Genomic DNA, 15,689 nt, shown 5'->3' with positions numbered 1-15,689 from the left:
GGGAGTGCGGGGCGACCGGCACGGGACGCGCGAAGGCCCCGGTTCCCACCTGCGGAACCGGGGCCTCGCGGACGTACAGCCACAGCCCGTCAGCGCACGAACACTCCGGCCTGGCTCGCCAGGTCCAGGAAGTACTGCGGCGCCACACCAAGCACCAGCGTGACCACGACACCGAACCCGATCGCGGTCATCGTCAGCGGCGACGGGACGGCGACCGTCGGGCCGTCGGGACGCGGCTCGCTGAAGAACATCAGCACGATCACGCGGATGTAGAAGAACGCGGCGACCGCGGACGAGATCACACCGACCACGACCAGTGGGGCCGCGCCGCCCTCCGCCGCCGCCTTGAACACGGCGAACTTCCCGGAGAAACCGGAGGTCAGCGGAATGCCGGCGAAGGCCAGCAGGAACACCGCGAACACGGCCGCCACCAGCGGGGAGCGGCGTCCGAGGCCGGCCCACTTGGACAGGTGCGTCGCCTCGCCGCCCGCGTCCCGCACCAGCGTGACCACCGCGAAGGCGCCGATGGTCACGAAGGAGTAGGCGCCCAGGTAGAAGAGGACGGACGAGACGCCGTCCTTCGAGGTCGCGATGACACCCGCGAGGATGAATCCGGCGTGCGCGATCGACGAGTACGCCAGCAGCCGCTTGATGTCGGTCTGCGTGATCGCGACGATCGCGCCTCCCAGCATGGTGACGATCGCGACGGCCCACATGACCGGCCGCCAGTCCCAGCGCAGCCCGGGCAGGACGACGTAGAGCAGCCGGAGCAGCGCACCGAACGCCGCCACCTTCGTCGCCGCCGCCATGAACCCGGTCACGGGCGTCGGCGCGCCCTGGTAGACGTCCGGCGTCCACATGTGGAACGGGACCGCGCCCACCTTGAACAGCAGCCCCATGACGATCATCGCGCCGCCGACGAGCAGCAGCGCGTCGTTGCCCATGGTGCCGGCGAGCGCCGGGTCGACGTTCGTGACAGTGCCGTCGACGACCTGCGCGATCCTCGCGTACGACACCGAGCCCGCGTAGCCGTACAGCAGCGCGATGCCGAACAGCGTGAACGCGGAGGCGAACGCGCCGAGCAGGAAGTACTTGACCGCTGCCTCCTGCGACATGAGCCGCTTGCGGCGGGCCAGGGCGCACATCAGGTACAGCGGGAGGGAGAAGACCTCCAGGGCCACGAACAGGGTCAGCAGGTCGTTCGCCGAGGGGAACACCAGCATGCCCGCGACCGCGAAGAGCAGCAGCGGGAAGACCTCGGTGGTGGTGAACCCGGCCTTGACCGCGGCCTTTTCGCTCTCGCTGCCCGGCACGGACGCTGCCTGTGCGGCGAACGAGTCGACCTGGTTGCCGTGCGCCTCCGGGTCCAGGCGGCGTTCGGCGAAGGTGAACAGGCCGACGAGGCCGGCCAGCAGGATCGTGCCCTGGAGGAACAGGGACGGTCCGTCGACGGCGATCGCGCCCATCGCCGCGATGTGTGCCTTGGTGGTGCCGTATCCGTCGGCCGCGAGCGCCACGACCGCCGCGAAGGCGGCGCAGAGCGCGACCGCGGACACGAACACCTGTGCGTAGTAGCGGGACTTGCGCGGCACGAACGCCTCGATCAGGACCCCGACGATCGCCGCGCCCAGGACGATCAGGGTGGGCGACAATTGCCCGTATTCGATCTTCGGTGCGGGGATCTTCGCGATCGGGTCGGTCGCGGTTGCCGCCGTTGTCCACAGGCTGTGGACGGCTGATGCGCTCACTTGGCCGCCTCCACTGCGGGCTTGGGGTCTTTCTTGTGCACGTCGGACAAAGTCGACTTGACCGCCGGGTTCACGATGTCCGTGACCGGCTTCGGGTACACGCCCAGGAAGATCAGCAGAACGATCAGGGGCGCCACGACCACGAGTTCACGCGCGCACAGGTCAGGCATCGCGGAGACCTCCGCCTTCACCGGGCCCGTCATCGTCCGCTGGTAGAGGACGAGGGTGTAGAGCGCGGCGAGCACGATGCCGAATGTCGCGATGATCCCGATTGCCGGGTAGCGCGTGAACGTGCCGACCAGGACCAGGAATTCACTCACGAACGGCGCGAGACCGGGGAGCGACAAAGTGGCCAGGCTGCCGATCAGGAACGTACCGGCGAGCACCGGTGCGACCTTTTGCACACCGCCGTAGTCGGCGATGAGCCGCGATCCGCGCCGAGAGATCAGGAAGCCCGCCACCAGCATCAACGCGGCGGTGGAAATACCGTGGTTGACCATGTAGAGCGTGGCCCCGGACTGGCCCTGGCTGGTCATCGCGAAGATGCCCATGATGATGAACCCGAAGTGCGAGATCGACGCGTACGCCACCAGCCGCTTGATGTCCCGCTGGCCGACGGCGAGCAGTGCCCCGTAGACGATGCTGATCAGGGCGAGGACGAGGATGGCGGGCGTCGCCCACTTCGACGCCTCCGGGAACAGCTGGAGGCAGAAGCGGAGCATCGCGAAGGTGCCCACCTTGTCGACGACCGCCGTGATGAGCACGGCCACCGGTGCGGTGGACTCCTGCATCGCGTTGGGCAGCCAGGTGTGCAGCGGCCACAGCGGCGCCTTCACCGCGAACGCGAAGAAGAAACCGAGGAACAGCCAGCGCTCGGTGTTGGTCGCCATGTGCAGCGAGCCGTCGGCGCGAGCCTGCGCGATCTCCTGGAGGCTGAAGTTCCCTGCGACCACGTAGAGGCCGATCACCGCGGCCAGCATGATGAGGCCGCCGACCAGGTTGTAGAGGAGGAACTTCACCGCCGCGTACGACCGCTGCGTCGACGCCGCCTCCTCGCCGTGCTCGTGGGCACGGTCCCCGAAGCCGCCGATGAGGAAGTACATCGGGATGAGCATGGCTTCGAAGAAGATGTAGAAGAGGAAGACGTCGGTGGCCTCGAAGGAGATGATCACCATCGCCTCGACGGCCAGGATCAGGGCGAAGAAGCCCTGCGTCGGCCGCCACCGCCTGCTGCCGGTCTCCAGCGGGTCGGCGTCGTGCCAGCCCGCGAGGATGATGAACGGCATCAGCAGGGCGGTCAGCGCGATCAGCGCCACCGCGATGCCGTCAACGCCCAGCTCGTATCTGACGCCGAAGTCCGCGATCCAGGCGTGTGATTCGGTCAGTTGGTAGCGGCTGCCGTCCGGGTCGAAGCGGACCAGGATCGTGATCGCCAGGGCGAGCGTGGCGAGCGAGACGAGCAGCGCCAGCCATTTGGCCGCGGTGCGTTGCGCGGCCGGCACGGCTGCCGTGGCGACCGCCCCGAGGGCCGGGAGGACCGCCGTCGCTGTCAGCAGAGGAAAGGACATCGGTATCAGACCGCCCTCATCAGCAGGGTCGCGGCGATGAGGACCGCCGCACCGCCGAACATCGAGACCGCGTACGACCGCGCGAAGCCGTTCTGCAGTCGGCGCAGCCGTCCGGACAGGCCGCCGACCGAGGCCGCCGTGCCGTTGACGACACCGTCGACCAGGGTGTGGTCGACGTACACCAGGGAGCGCGTGAGGTGCTCGCCGCCGCGGACCAGGACGACGTGGTTGAAGTCGTCCTGCAGCAGGTCGCGCCGGGCGGCTCGGGTGAGCAGCGACCCGCGCGGGGCGACGACCGGGACCGGGCGTCGGCCGTACTGGGCGTACGCGATGGCGACACCGACGACCAGGACGACCATGGTGGCCAGCGTGACCGTGAGGGCGCTTACCGGCGAGTCGCCCTCCTTGTGACCGGTGATCGGTTCGAGCCAGTGCAGGAAGTTGTTCTGGAAGTTGAACAGGAAGCCCGCGGCGACGGATCCCACGGCCAGCACGATCATGGGGATCGTCATGGTCTTGGGCGATTCGTGCGGGTGCGGCTCGTTGCCGTTCCCGTCGGGCTGCCAACGCTTCTCTCCGAAGAACGTCATCAGCATCACGCGCGTCATGTAGTACGCCGTGATCGCCGCGCCCAGCAGTGCGCAGCCGCCGAGGATCCAGCCCTCGGTGCCGCCCTTGGCGAACGCCGCCTCGATGATCTTGTCCTTGGAGAAGAAGCCGGACAGTCCCGGGAAGCCGATGATGGCGAGGTAGCCGAGCCCGAAGGTGATGAAGGTGACCGGCATGTACTTCCTGAGGCCGCCGTACTTCCTCATGTCCACCTCGTCGTTCATGCCGTGCATGACCGAGCCGGCGCCGAGGAAGAGCCCGGCCTTGAAGAAGCCGTGCGTCACCAGGTGCATGATCGCGAAGACGTAGCCGATGGGGCCGAGGCCCGCCGCCAGCACCATGTAGCCGATCTGCGACATGGTCGAGCCGGCCAGCGCCTTCTTGATGTCGTCCTTCGCGCAACCGACGATCGCACCGAACAGGAGCGTGACCGCACCGACCACGGTGACCGCCAACTGAGCGTCGGGCGCCGCGTTGAAGATCGCTGCGGAGCGGACGATCAGGTACACGCCCGCGGTCACCATCGTCGCGGCATGGATGAGGGCCGAGACCGGGGTCGGGCCCTCCATCGCGTCCCCGAGCCAGGACTGCAGCGGCACCTGGGCGGACTTGCCACAGGCGGCGAGCAGGAGCATCAGGGCGATCGCCGTGAGTTTGCCCTCGGAGGTGTTGCCGGCGCTGTCGAACACCGGCCCGAAGGCGAAGGTCCCGAACGTCGAGAACATCAGCATGATGGCGATGGACAGGCCCATGTCGCCCACGCGGTTGACCAGGAAGGCCTTCTTGGCCGCCGTCGCCGCGCTGGGCTTGTGCTGCCAGAAGCCGATCAGCAGGTAGGACGCCAGACCGACGCCCTCCCAGCCGACGTACAGCAGCAGGTAGTTGTCGGCGAGGACCAGCAGGAGCATCGCCGCGAGGAACAGGTTCAGATAGCCGAAGAAGCGGCGGCGGCGCTCGTCGTGCTCCATGTACCCGACCGAGTACAGATGGATCAGCGAGCCGACGCCTGTGATCAGCAGGACGAACGTCATCGACAGCTGGTCGAGACGGAAGGTGACGTCCGCCTGGAATCCCTCGACGGGAATCCAGGTCCACAGGTGCTGAATCAGGGTCCGGTGCTCGGCGTTCTTCCCCAGCAGGTCGGCGAAGAGGACGACGCCGATGACGAAGGAGGCGGCCGCGAGGACCGTGCCGATCCACTGGCCGACGGCATCGAGCCGCCGGCCGCCGCACAGCAGTACGGCCGCTCCGAGCAGTGGCGCCGCCACCAGCAGCGCAATCAGGTTCTCCACGATTCTTCCGACCCCTCAGAGCTTCATCAGGCTGGCGTCGTCGACCGAGGCCGAGTGGCGGGAACGGAACAGGGACACGATGATCGCCAGCCCGACCACGACCTCGGCGGCGGCGACGACCATCGTGAAGAAGGCGATGATCTGCCCGTCGAGATTGCCGTGCATCCGGGAGAAGGTGACGAACGCGAGGTTGCAGGCGTTCAGCATCAGCTCGATGCACATGAACACGACGATCGCGTTGCGCCTGATCAGCACGCCGGTGGCGCCGATCGTGAACAACAGGGCCGAGAGATACAGGTAGTTGACCGGGTTCACTTCGACGCCTCCTCCCGCTTGAAGGTGGCCCGCTCGACCTCGGTGCGCTCCAGGCGCTCCTCCGCGCGCTGCTCCAAGGCCTTGAGGTCGTTGAGCGCCTCCGACGACACGTCACGGATCTGGCCGCGTTCACGCAGCGTCTTGCTGACGGTGAGCTCGGACGGGGTACCGTCGGGCAGCAGGCCCGCGATGTCCACCGCGTTGTGCCGGGCGTACACGCCGGGCGCCGGCAGTGGCGGGAGGTGCTTGCCCTCGCGGACGCGCTCCTCGGCCAGCTCGCGCTGCGTCTTGGCGCGCTCGGTGCGCTCGCGGTGGGTGAGCACCATGGCGCCGACGGCGGCCGTGATCAGCAGGGCGCCGGTGATTTCGAAGGCGAACACGTACTTGGTGAAGATGAGGGCCGCGAGGCCCTCCACATTGCCGTTCGCGTTCGCCTCACCGAGGCCGTTGAACTCCGTGAGGGATGCGTTGCCGATACCGGCGAACAGCAGGATGCCGAAGCCGAGCCCGCACAGAAGGGCCAGCCAGCGCTGGCCCTTGATGGTCTCCTTCAGGGAGTCCGCGGCCGTCACGCCGACGAGCATCACCACGAACAGGAACAACATCATGATCGCGCCGGTGTAGACGACGACCTGCACGATGCCCAGGAAGTAGGCGCCGTTGGCGAGGTAGAACACCGCGAGGACGATCATGGTGCCGGCCAGCGACAGAGCACTGTGCACGGCCTTCTTCATGAACACGGTGGCCAGCGCGCCGATCACGGCGACGGTGCCGAGGACCCAGAACTGGAAGGCCTCTCCGGTGGAGGTGGAGTAGGCGGCGAGGTTACTCATGCCTCGGCCCCCTCTTCCCTGGGCTGCTCTCCCTTGGACACGGCGACCTGGGGCTCGGTGCCGGGCGCGGCCTCGGTGACGAGCCCTCGGTAGTAGTCCTGCTCGTCCATCCCGGGGTAGATGGCGTGCGGGCTGTCGACCATGCCTTCTTCGAGGCCGGCGAGCAGCTGTTCCTTGGTGTAGATGAGGTTGGCGCGGCTGCTGTCGGCGAGCTCGAACTCGTTGGTCATCGTGAGCGCGCGCGTGGGGCACGCCTCGATGCACAGGCCGCACAGGATGCAGCGGGCGTAGTTGATCTGGTAGACGCGCCCGTACCGCTCGCCCGGCGAGTAGCGCTCCTCCTCCGTGTTGTCGGCGCCCTCGACATAGATGGCGTCGGCGGGGCAGGCCCAGGCGCACAGCTCGCAGCCGACGCACTTCTCCAGGCCGTCCGGATGGCGGTTGAGCTGGTGCCGTCCGTGGAATCGGGGGGCGGTGGTCTTCTGCTGCTCCGGGTACTGCTCGGTCAGCCGCTTCTTGAACATGGCCTTGAAGGTCACGCCGAAGCCTGCGACGGGGTTCATGAAGCCAGGCCTCAACTGCTCAGTCTCCTTGGGCTCCTCAGCCATCGGACGCCTCCTTTCCCTCCGAAGATCCGTCACTGGCAGTATCCGACCCGCCACTGACAATGAGCTCCCGCTCGCGGTGCGGACGGCGCCTGGGCGTCGCCGGCAGCTCCTGTCCCGGCAGCGGCGGCACGGGGAATCCGCCTGCCATCGGGTCGAATCCGGCAGCTTCCGCGGCGGGCCGTCCGGCCTCCTTCGCCTTCTCGCGGAACATGTCGGCGACGAAGGACAGCAGCAGCAGGGCGAGGACGCCGGCGCCGATGTAGAGGGCGATGTCGGCGAAGTCGTAGTTCTCGTTCTTCATCGCTCGCACCGTGGCGACCAGCATCAGCCAGACCACGGAGACCGGGATGAGGACCTTCCAGCCGAGCTTCATCAACTGGTCGTAGCGGACCCGCGGGAGGGTGCCGCGCAGCCAGATGAAGAAGAACAGCAGCAGCTGGACCTTGATCACGAACCAGAGCAGCGGCCACCAGCCGTGGTTCGCGCCCTCCCAGAAGGTGCTGATCGGCCAGGGGGCGCGCCAGCCGCCGAGGAAGAGCGTGGTCGACACGGCCGAGACCGTCACCATGTTCACGTACTCGGCGAGCATGAACAGCGCGAACTTGATCGACGAGTACTCGGTGTTGAAGCCGCCGACCAGGTCGCCCTCGGACTCCGGCATGTCGAAGGGGGCGCGGTTGGTCTCGCCGACCATCGTGACGATGTAGATGATGAAGGAGACCGGCAGAAGCACGATGTACCAGCGGTCGTGCTGCTGCTCGACGATCGTCGACGTCGACATCGACCCCGAGTAGAGGAACACGGAGGCGAAGGCGGCGCCCATGGCGATCTCGTACGAGATCATCTGCGCGCAGGAGCGCAGGCCGCCGAGGAGCGGATAGGTGGATCCAGAACTCCAACCCGCCAGCACGATGCCGTAGATGCCGACCGAGGCGACCGCGAGGATGAACAGCATCGCGATCGGCAGGTCCGTCAGCTGCATCGTCGTGCGATGGCCGAAGATCGAGATCTCGTTGTCGGCCGGGCCGAAGGGGATCACCGCGATCGCCATGAAGGCCGGGATGGCCGCGACGATCGGTGCGAGGACGTAGACGACCTTGTCCGCGCGTTTGACGATGACGTCTTCCTTGAGCATCAGCTTCACGCCGTCGGCGAGCGACTGGAGCATGCCCCAGGGGCCGTGCCGGTTGGGGCCGATGCGCAGTTGCATCCAGGCGACGACCTTGCGCTCCCAGACGATGGAGAACAGCACGGTCACCATCAGGAACGCGAAGCAGAAGACCGCCTTGACGACGACCAGCCACCAGGGGTCGTGGCCGAACATGGAGAGGTCTTCAGCGGCGAGGTACGGGCTCATGCCTCCGCCTCCTTCGGGGCCTCGCCGACGAGCGTCGCCGGGCCGATACGGACGAGAGCGCCGGGCAGCGCCCCGGTGTCGGAGGCGACGCCGCCGCCTGCGGAGTTCAGCGGAAGCCAGACCACCCGGTCCGGCATCTCCGTGATCTGCAGCGGGAGTTCGACGACTCCGGCGGGTCCGGTCACGGCGAGGGCGTCGCCGTCCTTGACGCCGGCTTCGGCGGCCGTCGCGGCCGACACGCGCGCGTGGGCCGCGTGCCGGGTTCCGGCGAGCGCCTCGTCGCCCTCCTGGAGTACGCCCCGGTCGAGCAGCAGCCGATGTCCGGCGAGTACGGCCTCCCCGGCGGCGGGCCGCGGCAAGTGGGCCGCGGTCTCCAGCGGTTCGGTGGCTCGCGGCCCGTCCCAGGCGCCCAGCCGGTCCAGCTCCGCACGCACGGTGCGCAGGTCCGGCAGACCCAGGTGTACATCCATGGCGTCGGCCAGCATCTGCAGCACGCGCGCGTCGGAGGGCGCGAGCCGGCGGGTCATCTGGTCCGGCTTGAGCGCGGCCTCGAAGAAGCGCACCCGGCCCTCCCAGTTGAGGAACGTGCCGGCCTTCTCGGCGACCGCGGCGACGGGGAGCACGACGTCCGCGCGCTCGCTGACCTCGCTGGGCCGCAGCTCCAGTGACACCACGAACCCGGCCTCGTGAAGTGCTTCACGCGCGCGTGCCGGGTCGGGCAGGTCGGCCACCTCCACACCCGCGACCACCAGGGCCTGCAGCTCGCCGGACGCAGCGGCCTCGACGATCTGGCCCGTGTCGCGGCCGTAGCGGTGCGGAAGTTCCGCCACGCCCCAGACCGCGGCGACCTCTTCTCGCGCGCGTGGATCGGTGGCCGGACGGCCGCCCGGCAGCAGCGAGGGCAGCGCACCCACCTCGAGGGCGCCGCGCTCTCCGGCCCGCCGCGGGATCCACACCAGCTGGGCGCCGGTGGCGGCCGCTGCCCGTACGGCGGCGGTCAGCCCGCCCTCCACCGCGGCGAGTCGCTCGCCGACGACGATCACCGCGCCCTCGGCGCGCAGCGCCTCGGCGGCCTTCGCGCCGGGATCCTCCAGGCCGACTCCGCTCGCGAGTGCGTCCAGCCACTCGGTCTCGGTGCCCGGGGCGGCCGGCAGCAGCGTGCCTCCGGCCTTCTCCAGGCCTCGCGTGCTGTGCGTGGCCAGCGAGAACACCTTCTGTCCGTGCCCCCGCCAGGCCTTGCGCAGCCGCAGGAAGACGCCGGGCGCCTCCTCCTCGGCCTCGAACCCGACCAGCAGAACGGCGGGCGCCTTCTCCAGAGCGGTGTACGTGACGCCCGTACCGTCGAGATCACGACCGCGACCGGCGACCTTGGCGGCGAGGAAGTCGGACTCCTCGCTGCTGTGCACGCGCGCGCGGAAGTCGATGTCGTTCGTGTCGAGGGCCACGCGCGCGAACTTGCTGTACGCGTAGGCGTCCTCGATGGTGAGGCGGCCGCCGGTCAGCAGGCCCGTCCTGCCGCGTGAGGCGAGCAGTCCCTGAGCGGCGATCTGCAGCGCCTCCGGCCAGGAGGCCGGTTCGAGGTCGCCCTCGGCGTTGCGCACCAGAGGCGTCTCGAGCCGGTCGCGCTGCTGCGCGTAGCGGAACGCGAAGCGTCCCTTGTCGCAGATCCACTCCTCGTTGACCTCGGGGTCGTTGGCCGCGAGGCGTCGCATGACCTTGCCGCGCCGGTGATCGGTGCGGGTGGCGCAGCCGCCGGAGCAGTGCTCGCACACGCTCGGGGACGACACCAGGTCGAAGGGGCGGGAGCGGAAGCGATACGCCGCCGAGGTCAGCGCGCCGACCGGGCAGATCTGGATGGTGTTGCCGGAGAAGTACGACTCGAAGGGGTCACCCTCTCCGGTGCCGACCTGCTGCAGCGCGCCCCGCTCCAGCAGCTCGATCATCGGGTCGCCCGCGATCTGGTTGGAGAAGCGGGTGCAGCGCGCGCACAGCACGCACCGCTCACGGTCGAGCAGTACCTGGGTGGAGATCGGGACGGGCTTCTCGTAGGTCCGCTTCCTGCCCTCGAAGCGCGACTCGGCCTGACCGTGGGACATGGCCTGGTTCTGCAGGGGGCACTCGCCGCCCTTGTCGCAGACCGGGCAGTCCAGCGGGTGGTTGATGAGGAGCAGCTCCATCACACCGTGCTGCGCCTTCTCGGCGACCGGCGAGGTGAGGTGGGTCTTCACCACCATGCCGTCCGTACACGTGATGGTGCAGGACGCCATCGGCTTGCGCTGGCCCTCGACCTCGACGATGCACTGGCGGCAGGCGCCGGCCGGGTCGAGGAGGGGATGGTCGCAGAACCGGGGGATCTCGATGCCGAGTTGCTCGGCGGCCCGGATGACCAGGGTGCCCTTGGGCACGCTGATCTCGGCGCCGTCGATCGTCAGCGAGACGAGATCTTCCGGCGGGACCGCCGCCTCTCCCCCTCCCGAGGGAGCGTTGGTGGTCACAGTCATGCGTTCACCTCCGTGCGGTCGGCCCAGGCCGTCGACTTGGCCGGGTCGAAGGGGCAGCCGCGGCCCGTGATGTGCTGCTCGTACTCCTCACGGAAGTACTTGAGCGAGGAGAAGATCGGCGAGGCGGCGCCGTCGCCGAGGGCGCAGAAGGACTTGCCGTTGATGTTGTCGGCGATGTCGTTCAGCTTGTCGAGGTCGGACATGACGCCCTTGCCGGCCTCGATGTCGCGCAGCAACTGCACGAGCCAGTACGTCCCTTCGCGGCACGGGGTGCACTTGCCGCAGGACTCGTGGGCGTAGAACTCGGTCCAGCGGGTGACGGCGCGTACGACGCAGGTCGTCTCGTCGAAGCACTGCAGGGCCTTGGTGCCGAGCATGGAACCGGCGGCGCCGACCCCCTCGTAGTCAAGGGGTACGTCGAGGTGCTCGTCGGTGAACATCGGCGTCGAAGAGCCGCCCGGCGTCCAGAACTTGAGCCGGTGCCCCGGCCGCATGCCGCCGCTCATCTCGAGGAGCTGGCGGAGCGTGATGCCGAGCGGGGCCTCGTACTGGCCAGGGCTCGAGACGTGGCCGCTGAGCGAATAGAGCGTGAAGCCCGGCGACTTCTCGCTGCCCATCGACCGGAACCATTCTTTGCCCCGAGTCAGGATTGCGGGAACCGACGCGATCGACTCGACGTTATTCACAACAGTCGGGCACGCATAGAGGCCCGCGACAGCGGGGAAAGGGGGACGGAGCCGCGGTTGGCCCCGGCGGCCTTCGAGCGAGTCGAGCAGTGCGGTCTCCTCACCGCAGATGTACGCGCCCGCGCCCGCGTGCACGGTGAGCTGGAGGTCGAGCCCGCTGCCCAGGATGTTCTCGCCGAGGTAGCCGGCCGCATAGGCCTCGCGCACGGCCTCGTGCAACCGCCGCAATACGGGGACGACTTCACCACGCAGATAGATGAAGGCATGCGACGACCTGATGGCATAACACGCGATGACAATGCCCTCGATGAGGCTATGCGGGTTCGCGAAGAGGAGCGGGATGTCCTTGCAGGTTCCGGGCTCCGACTCGTCGGCGTTGACAACTAGATAGTGCGGCTTTCCATCTCCCTGGGGAATGAACTGCCATTTCATTCCCGTCGGGAATCCCGCGCCGCCACGGCCGCGCAGCCCGGAGTCCTTGACGTACGCGATCAAGTCGTCCGGGGACATCGCGAGCGCCTTGCGGAGCCCCTCGTACCCTTCGTGCCTTTTGTAGACGTCGAGAGTCCAGGACCCGTCCTCGTCCCAGAAGGCCGACAGCACGGGTGCGAGCAGCTTCTCGGGACTCGTGTCCTTGAGTTCGGGTGCCAAGGTCATCACTCCCCCTCCTCGGCGGCAGGCCCTGCCGGGTGGGCCGGGTCGGAGGCCGACGTGTCGTGCGGCGCGTCGTGCGAACTGAGGTGCTCGGTCGGCGACGGCTCGTGCACTGTCCTGTCCGGCGGCTCCTCGTGCGGGCCGCCGTCCCGCGGATGGACCACGCGCGCGGGTGCGGCCTCTCCCCTTGCCAGGCGAAGGCCCACCAGCGACGCCGGTCCCGCACTGCCGCCCGCCTCGACGGCCCCGGGCCGCTCGTCGGGGAAGCCGGCCAGAATCCGCGCGGTCTCCTTGAAGGTGCACAGGCGCGCCCCGCGCGTGGGCTCCACACTCCTGCCCGCGCGCAGATCGTCGACGAGGCGCTTGGCACTGCCCGGGGTCTGGTTGTCGAAGAACTCCCAGTTGACCATCACGACCGGCGCGAAGTCGCAGGCCGCGTTGCACTCGATGTGCTCCAGGGTGACCTTGCCGTCGTCGGTGGTCTCGCCGTTACCGACGCCGAGGTGCTCCTGGAGCTCTTCGAAGATCGTGTCACCGCCCATGACCGCGCACAGGGTGTTGGTGCAGACGCCCACCTGGTAGTCACCGCTCGGCCTGCGCCGGTACATGGTGTAGAAGGTGGCGACCGCGGTGACCTCGGCCGTGGTCAGGTCCAGCATGTCCGCGCAGAACTGCATCCCGGTGCGCGTGACATGGCCCTCCTCCGACTGCACGAGATGCAGCAACGGCAGGAGCGCGGACCGGGAGTCGGGGTAGCGGGCGATCACCGCGCGCGCGTCCGTCTCCAGCCGGGCTCGGACGTCGTCCGGGTAGGCGGGCGCGGGCAGTTCGGGCATGCCCAGGCTGACGCCCCGCTCAGAAGAAGAGGTGGTCACCGGTCGACGCCTCCCATCACGGGGTCGATGGACGCGACAGCGACGATGACGTCGGCGACCTGGCCGCCCTCGCACATCGCCGCCATGGCTTGCAGGTTGGTGAAGGACGGGTCGCGGAAGTGGACCCGGAAGGGGCGGGTGCCGCCGTCGGACACGGCGTGCACCCCGAGTTCGCCCTTGGGCGACTCGACGGCCGCGTACGCCTGTCCCGGCGGCACGCGGAAGCCCTCGGTGACCAGCTTGAAGTGGTGGATCAGGGCCTCCATGGAGGTGCCCATGATCTTCTTGATGTGGTCGAGGGAGTTGCCGAGGCCGTCCGGCCCCAGGGCGAGCTGCGCGGGCCAGGCGATCTTCTTGTCGGCGACCATGACCGGGCCGGGCTGCAGCCGGTCCAGGCACTGCTCGACGATCCCGAGCGACTGGCGCATCTCCTCGAGGCGGATCAGGAAGCGGCCGTAGGAGTCACAGGTGTCGGCGGTCGGGACCTCGAAGTCGTACGTCTCGTAGTCGCAGTACGGCTGCGTCTTGCGCAGGTCGTGCGGCAGGCCGGTGGAGCGCAGGATCGGGCCGGTGGCGCCGAGGGCCATGCAGCCGGCCAGGTCGAGGTAGCCGACGTCCTGCATACGGGCCTTGAAGATGGGGTTCCCGGTGGCGAGTTTGTCGTACTCCGGGAGGTTCTTCTTCATCTTCTTCACGAACTCGCGGATGTGGTCCACCGCGCCGGGCGGCAGGTCCTGCGCGAGTCCGCCGGGGCGGATGTACGCGTGGTTCATCCTCAGGCCCGTGATGAGCTCGTAGATGTCGAGAATCATTTCACGATCACGGAATCCGTAGATCATGATCGTGGTGGCGCCGAGTTCCATGCCGCCGGTGGCGATGCACACCAGGTGCGAGGAGAGCCGGTTCAGCTCCATCAGGAGAACCCGGATGATCTTGGCTCGCTCGGTGATCTGGTCCTCGACGCCGAGGAGCTTCTCGACGGCGAGACAGTAGGCGGTCTCGTTGAAGAAGGACGTCAGGTAGTCCATGCGCGTCACGAACGTGGTGCCCTGCGTCCACGTGCGGAACTCGAGGTTCTTCTCGATGCCGGTGTGGAGGTAGCCGATGCCGCAGCGGGCCTCGGTGACCGTCTCGCCGTCGATCTCCAGGATCAGGCGGAGCACACCGTGGGTGGAGGGGTGCTGCGGGCCCATGTTGAGGACGATGCGCTCGTCGTCGGCACGGGCTGCGGCCTGGACGATCTCGTCCCAGTCGCCACCGGTGACCGTGTATACGGTGCCCTCGGTGGTCTCGCGGGCCGAGGCGGCGGAGGCCGCGGATGCTGACTGCGTGCTCACGAGTACGACCTCCGCTGGTCCGGAGCCGGAATCTGGGCGCCCTTGTACTCGACGGGGATGCCGCCGAGGGGGTAGTCCTTGCGCTGCGGATGGCCCTGCCAGTCGTCCGGCATCATGATCCGCGTCAGGGCCGGGTGGCCGTCGAAGACGATCCCGAAGAAGTCGTAGGTCTCGCGCTCGTGCCAGTCGTTGGTCGGGTAGACGGAGACCAGGGACGGGATGTGCGGATCGGCGTCCGGGGCGCTGACCTCCAGGCGGATCAGCCGGTTGTGGGTGATCGAGCGCAGGTGGTAGACGGCGTGCAGCTCGCGGCCCTTGTCGTGGAGATAGTGGACTCCGCTGACCCCGGTGCACAGCTCGAAGCGCAGGGCCGGGTCGTCGCGCAGGGTGCGGGCGACGCGCAGCAGGTGCTCGCGCTCGATGTGGAAGGTGAGTTCGCCGCGGTCGACGACCGTCTTCTCGATCGCGTTGTCCGGGAGGAGACCCTGCTCCTCCAGCGCCCCCTCGAGCTCGTCGGCGACCTCGTCGAACCAGCCGCCGTAGGGGCGGGCCGCCGGTCCCGGGAGGCGGACCGAGCGGGCCAGGCCGCCGTAGCCGGAGGTGTCGCCGCCGTTGTTGGCGCCGAACATGCCGCGCTGGACGCGGATCTCCTCGCCGCCCTCGCCGCGCTGGCCGGGGAGGTTGGAGGCGCCCAGGTCCTTTTCGGGGTTCACCCCGTTCGACGCACCGTTGGTGCCGTTCGCGTCGCTCACCGCAGCAGCCCCTTCATCTCGATCGTGGGCAGGGCCTTGAGCGCCGCTTCCTCCGCCTCGCGAGCCGCCTCCTCGGCGTTGACGCCGAGCTTGGAGTTCTGGATCTTCTGGTGGAGCTTGAGGATGGCGTCCATCAGCATCTCGGGCCGTGGCGGGCAGCCGGGCAGATAGATGTCGACCGGGACGATGTGGTCGACGCCCTGGACGATCGCGTAGTTGTTGAACATGCCGCCCGAGGAGGCGCAGACCCCCATGGAGATCACCCACTTGGGGTTCGGCATCTGGTCATAGACCTGGCGCAGCACCGGCGCCATCTTCTGGCTCACCCGGCCGGCCACGATCATCAGGTCCGCCTGGCGGGGCGAACCTCGGAAGACCTCCATGCCGAAGCGCGCCAGGTCGTAGCGACCGGCGCCGGTGGTCATCATTTCGATGGCGCAGCAGGCGAGGCCGAACGTGGCCGGGAAGACGGACGCCTTGCGCACCCAGCCCGCGGCCTGCTCGACGGTGGTCAGCAGGAAGCCGCTCGGCAGCTTTTCTTCGAGTCCCATGTT

Annotated in this window: 13 protein-coding genes; all 13 read right to left on the bottom strand. The window is 68.5% G+C overall.

Translation table 11 applies throughout. The features are described 5' to 3' along the window. Window positions 1-89: 89 nt before the first annotated feature. The 13 genes from nuoN to ACYUED_RS26455 are packed head-to-tail and all read right to left on the bottom strand — an operon-like array spanning window position 90 to window position 15,686. Window positions 90-1,748, bottom strand: coding sequence for an NADH-quinone oxidoreductase subunit NuoN (nuoN, locus tag ACYUED_RS26515; protein WP_491285679.1), 1,659 nt, complete (start codon window positions 1,746-1,748; stop codon window positions 90-92). Then, on the bottom strand, window positions 1,745-3,316 hold the full coding sequence (locus ACYUED_RS26510; protein ID WP_491285677.1) for an NADH-quinone oxidoreductase subunit M: 1,572 nt from the start codon (window positions 3,314-3,316) through the stop codon (window positions 1,745-1,747). The genes nuoN and ACYUED_RS26510 overlap by 4 nt, the downstream gene beginning before the upstream one ends. Window positions 3,317-3,321: 5 nt before the next feature. Then, a complete protein-coding gene (nuoL, locus tag ACYUED_RS26505) occupies window positions 3,322-5,217 on the bottom strand; it encodes an NADH-quinone oxidoreductase subunit L (protein ID WP_491285675.1) in 1,896 nt (631 codons plus the stop codon). Between the two features lie 15 nt (window positions 5,218-5,232). Next, entirely contained in the window at window positions 5,233-5,532 is a 300-nt protein-coding gene (gene nuoK / locus ACYUED_RS26500; protein WP_242779136.1) for an NADH-quinone oxidoreductase subunit NuoK, read from the bottom strand. Further along, on the bottom strand, window positions 5,529-6,365 hold the full coding sequence (locus tag ACYUED_RS26495) for an NADH-quinone oxidoreductase subunit J (RefSeq protein WP_491285673.1): 837 nt from the start codon (window positions 6,363-6,365) through the stop codon (window positions 5,529-5,531). Before ACYUED_RS26495 ends, nuoK begins: the two co-directional genes overlap by 4 nt. After that, complete coding sequence (gene nuoI / locus ACYUED_RS26490) at window positions 6,362-6,973, bottom strand: NADH-quinone oxidoreductase subunit NuoI (protein ID WP_491285671.1); 612 nt, start codon at window positions 6,971-6,973, stop codon at window positions 6,362-6,364. Before nuoI ends, ACYUED_RS26495 begins: the two co-directional genes overlap by 4 nt. Then, window positions 6,966-8,330 carry an NADH-quinone oxidoreductase subunit NuoH gene (nuoH, locus tag ACYUED_RS26485; RefSeq protein ID WP_491285669.1) on the bottom strand — a complete coding sequence of 455 codons (1,365 nt, stop codon included), beginning with the start codon at window positions 8,328-8,330 and terminating at the stop codon, window positions 6,966-6,968. Before nuoH ends, nuoI begins: the two co-directional genes overlap by 8 nt. Continuing rightward, window positions 8,327-10,831 (bottom strand): NADH-quinone oxidoreductase subunit G, encoded by a 2,505-nt coding sequence (locus ACYUED_RS26480; protein ID WP_491285667.1) that lies wholly within the window; start codon window positions 10,829-10,831, stop codon window positions 8,327-8,329. Before ACYUED_RS26480 ends, nuoH begins: the two co-directional genes overlap by 4 nt. Continuing rightward, window positions 10,828-12,174, bottom strand: a complete 1,347-nt coding sequence (nuoF, locus tag ACYUED_RS26475) for an NADH-quinone oxidoreductase subunit NuoF (RefSeq protein ID WP_491285665.1) — start codon at window positions 12,172-12,174, stop codon at window positions 10,828-10,830. Before nuoF ends, ACYUED_RS26480 begins: the two co-directional genes overlap by 4 nt. Then, entirely contained in the window at window positions 12,174-13,046 is an 873-nt protein-coding gene (gene nuoE, locus ACYUED_RS26470; protein ID WP_491285663.1) for an NADH-quinone oxidoreductase subunit NuoE, read from the bottom strand. The genes nuoF and nuoE overlap by 1 nt, the downstream gene beginning before the upstream one ends. Continuing rightward, on the bottom strand, window positions 13,043-14,383 hold the full coding sequence (locus ACYUED_RS26465; protein ID WP_491285661.1) for an NADH-quinone oxidoreductase subunit D: 1,341 nt from the start codon (window positions 14,381-14,383) through the stop codon (window positions 13,043-13,045). Before ACYUED_RS26465 ends, nuoE begins: the two co-directional genes overlap by 4 nt. Continuing rightward, window positions 14,380-15,135: an NADH-quinone oxidoreductase subunit C gene (locus ACYUED_RS26460; RefSeq protein ID WP_491285659.1), complete on the bottom strand. Its 756-nt coding sequence runs from the start codon at window positions 15,133-15,135 to the stop codon at window positions 14,380-14,382. The genes ACYUED_RS26465 and ACYUED_RS26460 overlap by 4 nt, the downstream gene beginning before the upstream one ends. Further along, complete coding sequence (locus ACYUED_RS26455; RefSeq protein WP_009310345.1) at window positions 15,132-15,686, bottom strand: NuoB/complex I 20 kDa subunit family protein; 555 nt, start codon at window positions 15,684-15,686, stop codon at window positions 15,132-15,134. Before ACYUED_RS26455 ends, ACYUED_RS26460 begins: the two co-directional genes overlap by 4 nt. Window positions 15,687-15,689: the final 3 nt, after the last annotated feature.

The sequence above is a fragment of the Streptomyces sp. DF42 genome (assembly GCF_058267695.1).
Note: the sequence above shows the minus strand (reverse complement) of the source record. Positions and strands in the feature narration are given on the sequence as shown.

What these genes read in the sequence shown, in the direction of transcription:
- ACYUED_RS26455 (WP_009310345.1), bottom strand. Translation starts at nt 15,686, where the DNA reads ATGGGACTCGAAGAAAAGCTGCCGAGCGGCTTCCTGCTGACCACCGTC.
- nuoF (WP_491285665.1), bottom strand. Translation starts at nt 12,174, where the DNA reads ATGACCTTGGCACCCGAACTCAAGGACACGAGTCCCGAGAAGCTGCTC.
- nuoI (WP_491285671.1), bottom strand. Translation starts at nt 6,973, where the DNA reads ATGGCTGAGGAGCCCAAGGAGACTGAGCAGTTGAGGCCTGGCTTCATG.
- nuoH (WP_491285669.1), bottom strand. Translation starts at nt 8,330, where the DNA reads ATGAGCCCGTACCTCGCCGCTGAAGACCTCTCCATGTTCGGCCACGAC.
- ACYUED_RS26510 (WP_491285677.1), bottom strand. Translation starts at nt 3,316, where the DNA reads ATGTCCTTTCCTCTGCTGACAGCGACGGCGGTCCTCCCGGCCCTCGGG.
- ACYUED_RS26480 (WP_491285667.1), bottom strand. Translation starts at nt 10,831, where the DNA reads ATGACTGTGACCACCAACGCTCCCTCGGGAGGGGGAGAGGCGGCGGTC.
- ACYUED_RS26495 (WP_491285673.1), bottom strand. Translation starts at nt 6,365, where the DNA reads ATGAGTAACCTCGCCGCCTACTCCACCTCCACCGGAGAGGCCTTCCAG.